Origin of the sequence: Bacteroides sp. ET71, assembly GCF_023336905.1 — a bacterium.
Classification (GTDB): Bacteria; Bacteroidota; Bacteroidia; order Bacteroidales; family Bacteroidaceae; genus Bacteroides.
Genome location: NZ_JAMBLS010000022.1, coordinates 1 through 16,178, shown reverse-complemented (window position 1 = coordinate 16,178; position 16,178 = coordinate 1). Strand labels below are relative to the sequence as shown.

13 protein-coding genes are annotated in these 16,178 nt (G+C 50.3%); 4 read left to right on the top strand and 9 right to left on the bottom strand.

The genetic code is table 11. The annotated features are described in order from the left end of the window. The first annotated feature begins 129 nt into the window (after nucleotides 1-129). The 4 genes from M3090_RS11140 (at nucleotide 130) to M3090_RS11125 (ending at nucleotide 4,956) form a co-directional block, all read left to right on the top strand. Nucleotides 130-738 carry an SIS domain-containing protein gene (locus M3090_RS11140; protein ID WP_249056263.1) on the top strand — a complete coding sequence of 203 codons (609 nt, stop codon included), beginning with the start codon at nucleotides 130-132 and terminating at the stop codon, nucleotides 736-738. Beyond that, a complete protein-coding gene (locus M3090_RS11135) occupies nucleotides 726-1,661 on the top strand; it encodes a carbohydrate kinase family protein (protein WP_249056262.1) in 936 nt (311 codons plus the stop codon). Before M3090_RS11140 ends, M3090_RS11135 begins: the two co-directional genes overlap by 13 nt. Before the next feature lie 305 nt (nucleotides 1,662-1,966). After that, nucleotides 1,967-3,043: a tyrosine-protein phosphatase gene (locus M3090_RS11130; RefSeq protein ID WP_249056259.1), complete on the top strand. Its 1,077-nt coding sequence runs from the start codon at nucleotides 1,967-1,969 to the stop codon at nucleotides 3,041-3,043. Between the two features lie 71 nt (nucleotides 3,044-3,114). Beyond that, on the top strand, nucleotides 3,115-4,956 hold the full coding sequence (locus M3090_RS11125) for a DEAD/DEAH box helicase (protein ID WP_249056258.1): 1,842 nt from the start codon (nucleotides 3,115-3,117) through the stop codon (nucleotides 4,954-4,956). 238 nt (nucleotides 4,957-5,194) lie between these two features. Here M3090_RS11125 and M3090_RS11120 read toward each other — a convergent pair whose 3' ends face one another. The 9 genes from M3090_RS11120 to ruvB all read right to left on the bottom strand — a co-directional run bounded on the left by M3090_RS11120 (nucleotide 5,195) and on the right by ruvB (nucleotide 15,986). Then, the gene (locus tag M3090_RS11120) at nucleotides 5,195-6,646 is read right to left on the bottom strand and encodes a tetratricopeptide repeat protein (protein ID WP_249056256.1); all 1,452 of its coding nucleotides are present in this window, start codon (nucleotides 6,644-6,646) and stop codon (nucleotides 5,195-5,197) included. A gap of 24 nt (nucleotides 6,647-6,670) precedes the next feature. Next, entirely contained in the window at nucleotides 6,671-7,618 is a 948-nt protein-coding gene (locus M3090_RS11115; protein ID WP_249056254.1) for a PstS family phosphate ABC transporter substrate-binding protein, read from the bottom strand. A gap of 15 nt (nucleotides 7,619-7,633) precedes the next feature. Continuing rightward, nucleotides 7,634-8,446, bottom strand: a complete 813-nt coding sequence (locus tag M3090_RS11110) for an energy transducer TonB (protein ID WP_249056252.1) — start codon at nucleotides 8,444-8,446, stop codon at nucleotides 7,634-7,636. Nucleotides 8,447-8,471: 25 nt separating this feature from the next. Next, nucleotides 8,472-9,122, bottom strand: coding sequence for an ExbD/TolR family protein (locus M3090_RS11105; protein WP_249056249.1), 651 nt, complete (start codon nucleotides 9,120-9,122; stop codon nucleotides 8,472-8,474). A gap of 17 nt (nucleotides 9,123-9,139) precedes the next feature. Beyond that, the gene (locus tag M3090_RS11100) at nucleotides 9,140-9,751 is read right to left on the bottom strand and encodes an ExbD/TolR family protein (RefSeq protein ID WP_249056247.1); all 612 of its coding nucleotides are present in this window, start codon (nucleotides 9,749-9,751) and stop codon (nucleotides 9,140-9,142) included. Nucleotides 9,752-9,838: 87 nt separating this feature from the next. After that, nucleotides 9,839-10,654 (bottom strand): MotA/TolQ/ExbB proton channel family protein, encoded by an 816-nt coding sequence (locus tag M3090_RS11095; RefSeq protein WP_249056245.1) that lies wholly within the window; start codon nucleotides 10,652-10,654, stop codon nucleotides 9,839-9,841. A 331-nt stretch (nucleotides 10,655-10,985) separates the two neighbouring features. Then, nucleotides 10,986-13,124: a S46 family peptidase gene (locus M3090_RS11090; protein WP_249056242.1), complete on the bottom strand. Its 2,139-nt coding sequence runs from the start codon at nucleotides 13,122-13,124 to the stop codon at nucleotides 10,986-10,988. Between the two features lie 30 nt (nucleotides 13,125-13,154). Next, nucleotides 13,155-14,615 carry a lipopolysaccharide biosynthesis protein gene (locus M3090_RS11085; RefSeq protein WP_249056240.1) on the bottom strand — a complete coding sequence of 487 codons (1,461 nt, stop codon included), beginning with the start codon at nucleotides 14,613-14,615 and terminating at the stop codon, nucleotides 13,155-13,157. Nucleotides 14,616-14,948: 333 nt separating this feature from the next. Continuing rightward, complete coding sequence (ruvB, locus tag M3090_RS11080; protein WP_249056237.1) at nucleotides 14,949-15,986, bottom strand: Holliday junction branch migration DNA helicase RuvB; 1,038 nt, start codon at nucleotides 15,984-15,986, stop codon at nucleotides 14,949-14,951. Between the last annotated feature and the right edge of the window lie 192 nt (nucleotides 15,987-16,178).

Genomic DNA, 16,178 nt, shown 5'->3' with positions numbered 1-16,178 from the left:
TTAATGATTTGTCGCGCAAAAATACAATAAAAGCTATTGCCGTTTATGGAAAATTGCAGATATTTGCAGGTAGTAACCAAGGGAACGCCCCTGCGGGGCCGACACCCGGAATAAATAAAACTCGAGACAATGACCGCAGACATCAAAGAGCTGTTGAAGAAAGAAGCACAGGCCGTGCTGAATATACCGGTGACGGACGCCTACGAAAAGGCCGTGGCACTGATTGTGGAACAAGTGCACCGCCGGAAAGGCAAACTGGTGACATCGGGCATGGGCAAGGCCGGACAGATAGCCATGAACATAGCCACTACGTTCTGTTCGACAGGCATCCCTGCCGTATTCCTGCACCCCAGCGAGGCGCAGCACGGCGACCTGGGCATCTTGCAGGAGAACGACCTGCTGCTGCTCATATCCAACTCGGGCAAAACGCGCGAAATTGTAGAACTGACCCAACTGGCCCGTAACCTGGACCCGAGGCTGAAATCTATCGTCATCACGGGCAACCCCGACAGCCCGCTGGCCTTGCAGGCCGACGTGTGCCTGGCCACCGGCCATCCGGCCGAGGTATGTGCCCTGGGCATGACGCCTACCACGTCGACCACGGTGATGACCGTCATCGGCGACATCCTGGTGGTGGAAACGATGAAGCAGACCGGGTTCACCATCGAAGACTACTCCAAACGTCACCACGGGGGCTATCTGGGCGAAAAATCAAGATCACTGTTATGCGAAAAGTAATCGGTATCGGCGAAACCATCCTCGACATCATCTTCCGCGACGAGCAGCCCTCGGCCGCAGTGCCCGGAGGGTCGGTGTTCAACGGAATCGTGTCGCTGGGGCGCACGGGCGTCCCGGTATGTTTCATCAGCGAGACGGGCAATGACCGCGTGGGCAACCTGATTCTGCGCTTCATGCGGGAGAACCATATCCCGACGGACCACGTCAATGTCTTTCCCGACGGCAAGTCGCCCGTATCGCTGGCTTTCCTGGACGAGCACAGCGATGCGGAATACATCTTCTACAAGAACTATCCCGCCCAACGGCTGGATGTGACATTCCCCGAGGTAAAGAAGGACGACGTGGTGGTGCTGGGTTCCTACTACGCACTGAACCCGGTGCTGCGCGATAAGGTGCTGGAACTCTTGGACAGGGCACGCACGGCAGGGGCCATCGTCTACTACGACCCCAACTTCCGCGCGCCCCACAAGGAAGAGGCCATCAAGCTGGCACCGACCATCATCGAAAACCTGGAGTATGCGAACATCGTGCGCGGCTCGGAAGAAGATTTCTTCTACATGTACGGGCTGACAGACGCCGACCGGGTGTACAAAGAGAAAATCAAGTTCTACTGTCCCAACTTCCTGTGCACCAGCGGCGGCGGACAAGTCTGCCTGCGCACGGCACGCTTCGCCAAGGACTATCCCGCCACCCCGCTCCAGCCCGTAAGCACCATCGGCGCGGGCGACAACTTCAACGCCGGCATCATCTTCGGCCTGCTGGAACAGAACGTCGGCCTGGAGACCCTGAACGAAACCGACGAGGCCACGTGGGACGCCATCGTGCGCCGCGGCATGGAGTTTGCCGCCGACGTCTGCCTCAGCTTCAGCAACTCCGTCTCCCCCCAGTTTGCCGCCGCCCACCGCTACGCGCCGCGCCCCTGACAGGCGTTGGTCCATAGAGCCTTTTTTATGCTCTTTAACGGACATTTCAACGGAAGTGTTTATTAATTCAAAAGAAGCCTAAAAGCACCCGCCAGAGCGCACCGCTACAAGCAAAAAAGCTATATATTTGCTCAATCCGGCAGCCCGGGTACCCCGGCTCTGCTTCTTCCGGACGGCAGGTCGGCCTGTCATCCGAAAGAAGCAAGGCTACCGTCCGAAGGAAAGAAATCTCTTGTCCACAACGACGGAGCCCGCCAAGGGAGGTACCGGCCACCGGCCAGTAAATTATTACCCAGACTATGTCTATGCGCAAGAATCTGCTGAACGGATTTTTCTTATCAATCATACTCTCGGCCTGTGGCGGGGTGACACCGCACATCGTTGTGGTGTGCGAAGGAAACAGCGCGGGCAACGACACCGTGAAATGGGAGACCAAACCCGCCATCGACGGCGAAGTAAAGGTATATGCCTCTACCGACCCCGAGAACGTGCCCGAAAGCCAACCCGTGGCCATAGCCCCCATCGCCAGCCAATGCCTCATGGTGATGAACAACGACACCACGAAGCGCTACTACTACACGCTGCTGTTCAACAACAAATACCGCATGAAGGTCAGTTCGCGCAGCGTCAACGTGCCCGGCACGCAAAACTTCCGCGACCTGGGCGGATATTCCGTCTACTCCTGCCACAAGCGCATCCGTTGGGGCATGCTCTACCGTTCGGCCCAGTTAGACCTCAACAAGACCGCCACCGCCGACAAACTGCGCAACATCGGCATACGCACCGTGATAGACCTGCGCGATTCGTCCGAACTGCTGGCCCACCCCAGCATCAAGCCGCAAGCGGGATTACAGCGCATCAACATCCCCATCCACACGGGCGACCTGGCACACCTGCTGGACGGGATAGATAAACGCAAGATACAGAGCGACACGGTCTACCGCATCGTGGAACGCATCAACCGCCAAATCGTGCTGGACCACGCACCTCAGTTCCGGCAACTGTTCGACGTCCTGCTGGACCGTCAGAACTACCCTGCCGTCATCCATTGCAGCACAGGCAAGGGACGCACCGGCATCGCCTCGGCCCTCATCCTGGCAGCCCTGGGCGTGGACGAAGAGTCCATCTTGTACGACTACAGCCTGAGCAACCGCTATTTCAACATCCCCGCCGCCTCCAGCTATGCCTACCAACTGCCCGCACCCTCGCAAGAAGCACTCACCACCGTCTATTCGGCCCGCGAAACCTTCCTGAACGCCTCCAAAGACGAAATAGAACGAAACTATGGAAGCGTGGGAAAATACCTGCGGAAAGCCGTCGGACTGACCAAAGACGAACAAGAGCAACTGCGAGACATTCTGCTGGTCAACCAAGAGAAATAACGTGACCCACGCGGCCATTCCGCCAATAATCCGTATCTTTGCACCCGGAAACAAGAGATACATTAGACTGAATGAAGACATTTGAAGAGCTCGGTGTGTCGCCGGAGATACGCCGCGCCATCGAAGAAATGGGCTACGAGCAGCCCATGCCGGTACAAGAAGAAGTGATTCCTTATCTGCTGGGAGAAAACAACGACGTCGTGGCCCTGGCCCAAACGGGCACCGGGAAAACCGCCGCCTACGGATTGCCACTGTTGCAAAAGACCAACGTCAGCCTCCGCGCCCCTCAGGCACTCATCCTCAGCCCCACACGTGAACTCTGCCTGCAAATAGCAGGCGACCTCAACGACTACTCCAAATACATCGACGGCCTGCGCGTGCTGCCCGTCTACGGCGGCTCGTCCATCGAAAGCCAGATACGCGCCCTGAAGCAAGGCGTACACGTCATCGTCGCCACACCCGGACGCCTGCTCGACCTGATGCGACGCAAGACCGTGTCGCTGGCACAGGTGCAAAACGTCGTGTTGGACGAAGCCGACGAAATGCTGAACATGGGATTCAGCGAAAGCATCGACGCCATCCTGGCCGAAGTGCCGCAAGAACGCAACACACTGCTGTTCTCGGCCACCATGAGCGCCGAAATAGCCCGCATCGCCAAGAACTACCTGCACGACGCCAAAGAAATCACCATAGGCCGCAAAAACGAAGGAACGGCTAACGTCAAGCACATCGTCTACGTGGTACATGCCAAAGACAAATACGAAACCCTGAAACGCATCGTCGACTACAACCCGCAGATATACGGCATCATCTTCTGCCGCACCCGCAAAGAAACCCAGGAAATAGCCGACAAACTGATGCAGGAAGGATATAACGCCGACTCGCTGCACGGCGAACTGAGCCAGGCGCAACGCGACGCCGTGATGCAGAAATTCCGCATCCGCAACCTGCAACTGCTCGTAGCCACCGACGTAGCCGCACGCGGACTGGACGTGGACGACCTGACGCACGTCATCAACTACGGCCTGCCGGAAGACACGGAGAGCTACACACACCGCAGCGGGCGCACCGGACGAGCCGGAAAGACAGGCACCTCCATAGCCATCATCAACCTGCGCGAGAAAGGACGCATGCGCGAGATAGAACGCGTCATCGGCAAGAAATTCGAAGCAGGACGCATGCCCACAGCCAAGGAAATCTGCGAACGCCAGTTGCTGAAGGTCATCGATGACCTGGAGAAAGTAAAGGTCAACGAAGAAGAAATAGCCGACTTCATGCCCGACGTCTACCGCAAACTGGACTGGCTCTCCAAAGAAGACCTTATCAAACGCATGGTCAGCCACGAGTTCAACCGCTTCTCGGACTACTACCGCGACCGTAAAGACATTGAAACAGCCACCGACCCCAAGGAAAGAAAGGAGAAAAAAGGCAAAAAAGGCGCCGGAAACGAAGGCAACCGCCAAGCAGAACCGGGCTTCACCCGCTTTTTCATCAACCTGGGCAAGAACGACAACCTCTTCCCCAACGAACTCATCGGGCTTATCAACTCAAACGTACGCGGCCACGTGGAAATCGGCCGTATCGACTTGATGCGCAACTTCTCCTTCTTCGAAGTGGAAGAAGAGGCCACAGCCCGCGTCCTGAAGGGACTGAAACGCGCCAATTGGAGAGGACGTAAGGTGACCGTCGAAATAGCCGGCGAAGAAGGCGAAAAAGCTCCCGCCAAAGAGACGAAGAAAAGCAGCAAGAAGAAAGATAAACCCAGCCGGGAAGAACGGGGCTACACACGCCCGCGCGGCCGTAAAGACGACTGGAAACAATTCTTCCAGCACGACGAGAACGACACGCGCTGGAAAGAGCCCGACTTTGAAGAAGAAGGCTGGGTCAAACCCTCTAAGAAGAAAAAGAAGTAAAACCCTTCCCCCACCACATACCCCAAGAGAGTCCCCGCCCTATGGCAACGGACTCTCTTTTTTGCATAAAACAGGCAAAGGCTACATACCATACACGGCTAAACACAACAGCATCCACATCCGGACAGCTTGCCCCATCCACGCCATAAAAAAGAGGGTGCACCCTTGTTCCGGTGCACCCTCATCCGTCATATTTACCATTAAAAACTCTTCTTCACAAAGAGTACCTGCTTTACTATTAGTGTCCTTCCTTTTCAATGCCTTCCAAGGCAGTCTTAGCTAACGTGTCATTCGGGTCGATTGCAAGAATCTTGTTCCAATAATCCTTGGAAGTCTCATAATCGCTCTGCAACAGGAAATAATAACCCAAATACTTATAGCACTCAATGATCACCCGGTTATAACGAGCATCATTCTTCGGCAGCAACATTTCTACCACCTTCTCATAATAAGGCTTAGCCAGACCTTGCGTCGTCTCGGGGTCGATAGCCGAGTTTGTGCGCGCACGCCAGAAGTTACCCAGGTAACTGTCAGGAGCTTCCACAGCTACTTCAGCGAAAATCGTATCAGCCTGAATCAAAGCAGCCTGACGCATTTCACGCGTAACCTTGATAGTATCCGTAGCAGTACCTTCGCTGTAATACAAACGACCTAACTGGAAAGTGTTCTCCATCGTTCTTTCCTCGGCAGGCAACGCTTCGCAATACTTCTTATATGCATCGATAGCCTTTTCGTAATCATCGTTGCTGGCATACGCATCCGAAATTTGCTGCAACAGCTCAACCGACGCCGAATCCAGTTCATAAGCCTTCTCATACTGAGCCACGGCACCCTCGTAATTCTGCTGTGCATTCAACAAAGCACCATAATAACGATAATCCAGACCGGAATAGTTAACATCTTTCAGCTTATTGAAGAATACGTCTGCATAAGTAGCAGCCTCGTCATAACGCTTCAGGTCGATGTTGTTATACATGGCCAAGCGGTTGAAAGCAGTATGATTGGGGTTCTGCTCCAAGCCCTTGCGTGCAATCTCCAGAGAAGCCTCAAAATCATGATTCAAGAAAAGAGCAAATGCATAGCTCAAGATATCGTTCTCAGTAGCGAGATCCGTGTGAATAAAATTAGCATAAGCCTTCACAGCGTCACCGAAACGGTTATTCGCATAATAGACCTCTGCCAATGCCTTATCAGCCTCCAAATTATCCGGAGCAATCTGCTTCAGCTCTTGCAACTTGGCAATAGCTTGAGACGGGCTGGCCGACTTATAAGCTCTCGCATACTTCAAATATGCCTCGTAACAGTTGGGATCGAAATAAATAGCCTGTTCATACAACTGGCAAGCCTTACCAACGTCTTTCTTGTCCAAAGCAATATCACCTTCCAACAAAGAGATACGCGGGTCTTGCTTATCAGCCTTCTTGGCCTTTTCAAGAAGTTCATTCATTTGCTCATCCTTCTGTGCTTCCCGATACACCTGCGTCAAAGCCAGAATCAAGTCGACATTCTTCTTGTTCTTGCCCTTCACCAAATCCTCGGTCATATCCCACGCCTGTTTCGGGTCAGTTTTAATCAGTTCTTTCACCTGATTCACACCAGCCTGCCACTCGGCAGCCGGCGTCTGCGCGGAAACCATACCTGCGAACAGTAAACCTACGCAGCACAACACAAATCTACTTTTAATCTTCATATTTCTCTCTTATAAAAAAACAATTCATTCATCTTTCACGTTCACCACCCGCACCGCTTGCGTTGCCGGCAGCAGGCCCGATTTCTGAATAATCAACTGCCCCCGGTAAGAAGTGAGGAAGCCCGAAAATCCCCAGCACAACCCATTACGCGGGTCATTCACCAACACATACAAGTCACGCGCCAACGGATAGTCGCCATTGTACAGATAATACTGGTAGGGCTTGAAGCTATTCAGTACCGTCGGCTGTGTGGAGTGGCTGACCGACATAACGTGCACTTCCTTATTAAAAGAAAGCCCCGTGCTGTCATTCCGGTCGCTCAGCCAATTCACACCAACAATGCCTATGGCACCCGGCGTCTTTGCTACGAAATTAATAACCTCCTTATTTGTCTTCAAAGCACTTACATTACCAGCCAGCTCTTTACCATGACAAATGGAATCTATGGCAAACCGCACCGTACTTGAATTTTTATTATCAAACACCAGTTGGATATCACCCAGCCGGGAGTTTGGATAAATATCTTTCCATCGGGTCTTTGTTCCGGTCAATATATCACGGATAGCACTTACACTAATCAAAGTGTCCGGATTGCTCAGATTGGAAATCAAAGCCAATCCATCCGTTGCGATCTTAATCTGTTGAGGGAAAAATTTACGGCTATTGAAAGAATACAATTCCTCAGGTGTCAGCCTGCGACTGGTTATGGCCAGTCGCAGGCTGTCTTTGAGTAAGAGGTTGACAGCCTCTACCTCAGTCACGTAGTGCGGGACAAGATCAGCCAACGGATAAAGGGACTCGAAGACAAAGATTTCTTCCTCCACTATGGGTTGAAAACTCTCATCAGCAGCAATAGCTACTGTCCCAGACGTATAAGTATCCGTGCGTCCGTCTTTCGGTGCTTGCCTGCAAGCGGCAAACGACACAGCCAACACAAGGAACAAAAGTCCAAACTGTCTACCTCTTTTCATATGCATACGCCTAATTTACTGCAATCTGAACGTTACAGGCAACGTATATCTTACAGAAACTGCCTTACCATTCTGACGGCCCGGAATCCACTTCGGCATGGACTGAATCACACGCACGGCTTCCTTATCCAAGGAGGGGTCAACACCACGCATCACCTTAATGTCGCGCACGCTACCATCAGAACCTACGACGAATTGACAGATAACACGGCCCGAAATACCATTTTCCTGTGCAATAACCGGATAACGGATATTCTTGCTCAGATAAGCCATCAATTCAGCAGGACCACCGGGGAACTGTGGAGCTTGTTCCACCATATCAAACACTTCCTCTTCCACGGGAGCTTCAGTAACCACTTGCTTCAGGTCAGCAATATCCACGCCGCCTTCTTCGTCAGTACCTTTCACGTCCGCAATAGAGATAGTCACTTTACTTTCCGTCAGTTCTTCCTGGCTCTTCATCTCATCTTCATCAGCCACTTCCTCATCTTTCTTGATGACAGGAGCCGTAAACTTGATGGAGCTCTTCAATGCAGGAGGAGGAGGAGCCACAGGCTGTACTTTCTGTACTTCTTCTTGTTTCACTTCAGGTTCTTCCAACTGAGAAAGTGTAGTTACTTCGGTCATAACCTCCTTCTTCTCAGGAGTAACCATCGTAATCAACTTCGGGATGGAGAACCCAACCAATGCAATCACAACAACCAATATGACGGAGAACGTCAAACGTCTCGGTGCACGGGCACGCATCTTATACGCACCGTATTCCTTATTTCTGCCTTCAAAAATGAGGTCACACCATTCGCGAGAGGTCAAATCTATTTTTGCCATAATCTACTTCTTTAGGTGTTACACATTATTGGGCAAGATTCTCCGCACCATAGGCACCTTGGCTCTCGAAATTCTTAATAAGGAACTCGTCACCATCAGCCATGTCAGCGATTACATACTTACCGATATTACAAATCTGCATTTCATCCAGCGCATCGATCAGATTCTTATAAGAAGCCTCTCCCTGGGCTTTGATGATAACCGTAGGCGTATCATCACCGCTTTTGATATCAGAGAGTTGTTTCTTGTAATCATCTTCCGATATTTTCAAATCAGCTTTTTGTTGCTTCAATTCATTCACCTTCTGCACAGCAACGCGATTACGACGGAGAAGCATGGCACGGAGGCCATCAGCCTGATACGAAGTTTGCTTCAACGAGTTGAAGTCCTTGTAATCAGGTTCCCCCTCATAGTAATACAACTTGTCTTCACCCGCCAGCAAGAGCGTAATGGCTTGCGAAGCCTTTACTTTCGAACGCTGCTCATCGGTGATATTCTTGTCGTTACTCGGCATGCTTATTTCCATTGTCTGAGGCTTACTCAGCGTAGTACACAGCATGAAGAAGGTTATCAGCAACATGTTCATGTCCACCATCGGCGTAAAGTCCACGCGGACGGTCATCTTTTTCTGTTTGCTGTTGCTCTTCTTACCGCCACTTTCTTGTATTTCTGCCATATTCGATCCTTTCCAATTTATTCTTCAGAAGTTGTCTTCAGCGTAGTGATCAGGTTATACCTGTTTTCGCGAAGATCCTGAAGAGAGTTCATAACATCTTTAATAACTGAATAAGGAGTGGTGGCATCCGCTTTAATGGCGATTCGCAAATCTTTATTGATAGCCCGTGCATTGCGTACCCACGCCTTGAACTGGTTGTCCAAGCTATCAGTGGGAATACCCGCATCGGCACTCTTCAACAATTCGCTTTGCTTTTCTTCCGGCTGGGCAAGGAAGGCTTTCATATTCTTCATGGGCACACCGAAAGTGCTTGCCACCATGAATTTCTTAGTCTCCTCAGCCGAGAATTGCACTCCATATTCCTGTCCCATGGCACCCAGCAGTTGCTCCAGGTCGCCCTGTTTATCCAGGCTCATGAAGACTTTTCCATCCTGTGCAATCAAGATCTGAAGAATATTGGTTTCAGGAATCTTGATTTCGGACACAGAGCCCGGCACATTGACCTTGACGGGTTCCGGTTTAACGAATGTAGAAGTCAACATGAAGAATGTCAGCAACAATACTGTCACGTCACTCATCGCGGTCATGTCGATGAATGTGCTTTTCTTTTTGATTTTGACTCTACCCATAATTGTAAATTAAAAAATGAGAAACTAAGACTGGAAGTCGGCGAAAGACACAGCAAAAGATGCGTCTTCCGGCCTCTCCTTTACAATTTACTTATGCGTAGCGGCAAATGTCTGTACGATAGAGAAGCCTACTTCGTCGAGAGCGAATGTCAGTTTATCAATCTTATTCGTGTAGTAGTTATAAGCAATTACAGCCAATGCACCAGTCAAGATACCGAAGGCCGTATTGATCAAGGCCTCAGAAATACCTTGTGACAGAGCCATAGAGTCAGCAGAGCCACCGGCAGCCAAGGCAGCGAATGAACGAATCATACCGATAACCGTACCGAGCAGACCCATCAACGTACCCAGCGTAGTGATAGTACCAATGATAGGCAGATTTTCCTGCATCATAGGCAATTCCAATGCAGTAGCTTCTTCCAATTCCTGCTGGATAGCCAATTGCTTCTGGTCTTTCGACAGCACGGTATTGTTTTCCATTTCAGAATATTTCTGCAGAGTTGCACCTACAACATTAGCTACAGAACCACGTTGTTTGTCGCACAGAGCCTGAGCCTGAACCATATCGTTGTTAGCCAAAGCCACCTTGATGTTGGCAACGAACTTAGCCAAAGAGCCATGACCGAAAGCGGCACGGATAGCGAAGAAACGCTCGATAGACAAAGCGATAACTGTCAGCAACAGAGTCTGGATCACAGGCACGATCACACCACCTTTATAGATAGTTCCCAGGAAGTTACCGGGCAGCGGGTGGTTGTTCGGGTCGTTGTTCATAAAGTTGGCAGGGTTACCCAACACCTGAGTGTAAATCAAAACGGCTACGATGAAGCAGCAAACGATTACAATCCACGCAGACTTAATACCTCTGAAGCCCACGTTCTTTTTTTTGTTTTTTGTTTCCATAACAAATAAGATAATGAAATTAATTAATAAATAAATATAGGAACTTTTGTTTTTCACTCTTTGACATTTCCTCTTAACAAATGCTTATAGTGTGCAATACTTGCCAGGCATGAGGAAACGGCATATACAGCATCTAAAAACGCGACAAATTTAACCTATTAATTCATATATGTCAAACAAAGTATTGCATAAAATCTGTTATTATAGGATATTTTAACGCTACCAACACCCTTTCGAGACAAAGAATCCAAGCTCTCCGCATGCTTTTCTGCTTTGTTACGAGGTGAGATTAAGAGTGTACACCAACCTGCTTCATGTAAGAAAATTTACTTCAGTCGGATAAAAGCAGTTCATGAATCAAATGGGAGGCATGTGCATATTTCTCAATAATGAAAAGGACATAGCGGATGTCCACTCCGATTGTCCGCTGTAACTGAGGTTCGTAGCAGATATCTCCACTCATTGCCTCCCAGTTACCGTCGAAAGCCAACCCCAACAGTTCACCGTGTTCATTGAACATTGCACTGCCAGAGTTGCCACCGGTAATGTCATTATTAGAAATAAAACATACCCTCATCTGCCCATCTTTATCAGCATAGCGTCCGAAGTGACCGGACAAAAACAGTTTCAACAAGTCGGGCTGAAGAGCAAAATCGGTATCACCGGCATGCGACTTTACCTTTTCCAATATCCCCCGCACGGTAGTATAGTAATCATACTCGACTCCATCTTGAGGACGGTAGCCACTTACGGTGCCGAAACTGAGGCGAAGGGTAGAATTGGCATCGGGATAAAAATTGCGCTCATCATACATACGCCGTACGGCTGCATTGAGCAGACGTTCACCCCGCCTGATTTCGCGCGAAGGTTCACGGACTTGATAATTCATTTCAAAAAGCTGTGCCAACAAATCGATACTCAACGTAATGGCCGGGTCTTCGTAAATATGATAAGTAGTGTCCCGCTCTAAGAAACGTTTCAACCCTCGGGGCGAAGTCAAATCCGAACGGGCATAAAGCGTGTCCACATAAGCACGCGAGTTGCCTCCATACAATGTGTCAATCTCTTGGAAGAACACAGGCCAATAGGTCGAATCCACCCGCGCACGATAAACGTCTATCATGGAAGCGAACACCTCTTTATCAATATCCACGTCCAAATTGGCATACTGCTCCACGATGTTCTCCAGACCGGCTACTACGGCATCACGTTCTCCCTCGAAATCGAAATTCAGGATGGAAAGTGCCAACTGTACCAGTTCAGGAGCATTGAAAAAAGCCTCCGTAAAATAAGCGTTCGCCCGGTCAGCCTCTCTCCGTTCCTTATAATTTGTTTCCAAATCCGTAAAAAGAGTAGACAATTTTTTGCGCTCGCGTGGCGTATTTTCTATCCAACGGCGCAGTTCCTTTTCCATCGCTCTTTTCTTATCCAACACATGCAGGCGACGGATGGCCTGGTTCATTCCAATGCTGTTTTTCCAATAGTTCGAGCTCTCGTCATATTTAGAAGCATACATCAGACGGATACTGTCATTACGCTCCATTTCACGCTTCCAGATAGCCTGCTTCACGCCACGCACATCTATCTGTGCCTGGTTGGCCCCCAGCATCATCTCTTCAATTCCAAAAGAAGACAAATATCGTTCTGTCGTACCCGGATAGCCCAATGTCATGCAAAACGAACCTTCGCGATAACCGCCCAACGAAATGGGAGCGACATAGGCAGGCCGATAAGGCACGTTATCGGCCGAATACTCGGCAGGCAAGTTTTCCTGATTGGCATAGATACGGAAGACACTGAAATCTCCTGTATGACGCGGCCACTCCCAATTATCTTCTTCCCAGCCGAACTTACCGACCGACGAAGGCGGTGCAAACACCAGTCTTACGTCGTAATAATCCCGATAGACAGATAACCAAAACTCATTGCCGCCATAATAGGCATCGACAGCACCTACCGTGGTCGAATCATGCATCATCACCTCACGCCCGATAGTCCACATCACAGAATCAATAGCCAATGAACGCTCAGCCTCATCCATGCCGGGTTTCACAACAGAAAGCACGCGGCGGGTCACATTCTCTTGCCGAATCAAGAAACGGACGAACAGCTCAGGGCAAGGAATTTCTTCGTCCCGGTTATGCGCCACGAAACCGTCTCTCAGGTAATTATGCTCCATGGTGCTGCGTTGACGGATACTGCTAAAGCCACAATGATGATTAGTCAGCACCAACCCCTCGTGGCTCACGACAACACCCGAACAGAAACCGCCAAAACTGACCACGGCATCCTTCAACGAGGGACGGCGAGGGTGATACAATTGCTTGGCCGACAACTGCAAGCCCAGCTCTTTCATGGTGCGGCGCGTTTCTTTGTTCAGGTTGCCCAGCATCCACATGCCTTCGTCGGCCCGACTTCCTACGGCCAACAACAGACAAGACAAAACCACCAACGTTTTCCTCAACTTCATATATGATTTATTTGATTTCTGTACATCAAGCTATTCCCGGCCGGACTTTTTCCTGAAATGGCTTCCTATCACCGGCCACTGCGACAATGGCAGGTCACGCTTCATCACAAATGCCATAAAGAGCAGCAACAGGAATGTGCGCCAAACCAGACGCCACACCACATTGTCCACCGGCAGATACTCGCCCGCCGCATACAGCACGGCGGCCAGCAGGACATAGCCACCGATAGATTTCAGGTCATAACGGATAGGATACTTCCGCTGCCCCACGAAATAAGACAGCAGCATGGCCACCCCGTAGCCGGCAAAGCCACCCCAGGCACAGGCCATGTAGCCGTAACGCGGTACCAGCAGAACATTGACGGCCACCAACACCACGCAGCCCGCCAACGAGAACCAGGCCCCCCAGCGGGTCTGATCTATCAGTTTATACCAAAACGACAAATTAAAATAAATTCCCATGAATATTTCGGCAGCCATAACGATGGGCACCACGCGCAACCCCTCCCAATAATCCGGACCAATGAGGTATTTAAGCACATCCAGGTAGAACATAACAGCCAGGAAAGCCAGCAAGGTGAAGATGATGAAAAATTTCATGGCCTGAGCATAAACCTCGCGATTGTCTTTATCACGGCTTTTCCCGAAAACGAAAGGCTCGTAGGCATAACGGAAAGCCTGTGTCAGCATGGCCATAATCATGGCTATCTTGGCAGCAGCGCCATAGATACCCAGTTGCACGGGGGCAGCCTCCGGGTCAGGGTAAACATAAGGGAAAATAATCTTATCGGCCACTTGGTTCAATATGCCGGCCAGGCCCAGCACCAACAGAGGCAGGCAGTAGCCCAGCATGCGTCGCAGCAAAGCACGATCCAAAACGTAGCGGAAGCCATGAAGCTCAGGCCACATGCAAATCATCACTGTCGACGTACACACCAGGTTGAACAAAAAGGCATAAGCCACGTCGTCGCCGTCCAACACTACATAATATACCAAGTTAAGCAAAATATTCAGAAGAATGAACAGCAACTTCAGGGCGGCAAACCGAAAGGGCCTCCGTTGGTAACGCAAATAAGCAAAAGGAATGCTCTGCACCGCATCCATGGCCACGACGAGCATCATCATACCCACATACCAAGGATGCTCGGCATATCCCAACCAACCGGCAATGGGATGCAAGAATCCCAATCCCAAAACCAGGAAAACCAGCGCGCCACCGCCCACAGCCAACAAAGTGGTAGAATAGACACGCATCGGCTCCTCTCCCTCACGATTGGCAAAACGGAAGAAGCCCGTCTCCATACCGCAAGTCAACAGTACCAACACCAGCGCGACCCAAGCATAGATATTGGTCACCACGCCATATCCACCCGTTTGTGCCGGCAGTGCCAACGTATAGACAGGCACCAACAAATAGTTCAAGAAACGGCCTACGATACTGCTCAGGCCATACACGGCAGTATCTTTTGCCAGCGATTTCAAACCAGCCATAATTTTTTATTATCTAAGCAAATAACTGATAATTTATCACGATGGCACACAGATGACGCTGATAGAGCAGATGACCGCAGATTTTAAGAACTTGTTTAAATATTCATTTGCACCGCCATTCTGAACGAAGTGAAGAATCTCCCGATGCGATAAAAGTATTCAGGAGAAGTTTCGACTCCGCTTCGCTCAACATGACAAAGAGAGCGATTTTTTAAACGACAAGCTCTAACAGACAGATTAGAAAGAACGGTGTAAATCTGTTCCACCTGCGTCATCTGTGTGCCACTAATTTCCATTTAAGCCAACCAAATATCCACATCCATATATATACGTTCAGAAGTTACCGAACAAATCCCTGTGCTCCTCATACCTGTTCTTGCCCAAATGGCGGTAAGCCAGTTCTGTCACTTCACGTCCTCGGGGAGTGCGCTTCAAGAAGCCCTCTTTGATGAGAAACGGCTCATAAACCTCTTCCAGCGTACCCGGGTCTTCACCTAAAGCCGTAGCGATGGTTGTCAGTCCCACCGGCCCGCCACGGAACTTGTCGATAATCGTTGTCAGCAACTTATTGTCTATCTGATCCAACCCATAACGGTCGATGTTCAAGGCTTCAAGGGCAAAGATAGCAATCTCCGTATCAATACTGCCCGACCCCTTCACCTGAGCGAAATCACGCACGCGGCGCAGCAAGGCATTGGCTATACGGGGCGTTCCCCGGCTGCGCGAGGCAATCTCCTGAGCCGCCTTACGCGAGCAAGGCACATCAAGGATGCCCGCCGAACGCAGGATGATGCCCGTCAACACCTCGTCATCATAATACTCCAGATGCAGGTTGATGCCAAAACGCGCCCGCAACGGTGCAGTCAGCAACCCGCTGCGCGTCGTAGCCCCCACCAGTGTAAAGGGATTCAAGTCTATCTGGATGCTGCGTGCCGAAGGCCCCTTGTCTATCATGATGTCAATCCGATAATCTTCCATGGCCGAATACAAATACTCTTCGACCACGGGCGACAAGCGATGTATCTCGTCGATAAACAAAACATCATTCGTCTCCAAACTCGTCAGGATACCTGCCAAGTCACCGGGTTTGTCCAATACAGGCCCGGAAGTCACCTTGAAACCCACCCCCAGCTCATTGGCTATGATGTTTGACAGCGTCGTTTTTCCCAGCCCGGGAGGCCCGTGCAACAACACATGATCCAGTGCCTCTCCCCTCAACCGGGCCGCTTTGACAAAGATGCGCAGATTGTCCACCACCTTGTCCTGCCCGCTGAAATCCTCGAAGCGCAATGGACGCAAGGCGTTCTCAAAGTCACGTTCACGCCCGGTCAAAGGATGTTGGTTGCGTATGTCGAAATTCTCTTCTTCCATTCGTTGGTCTACTTTGCCTGCAAAATAACGAATTTATTTTCATATTCGTATCATGCAGGCAAGCATTTTGGCAGATTCCCGGTCAGGAAAAGAAAGCTTTAGAACTTCCCATAGCCTCAACACATCAAATGGCGGTCATGTAACAACAACCGCCATTCCAAACAATATAGCAAGAAAACACTTCTGCTTATA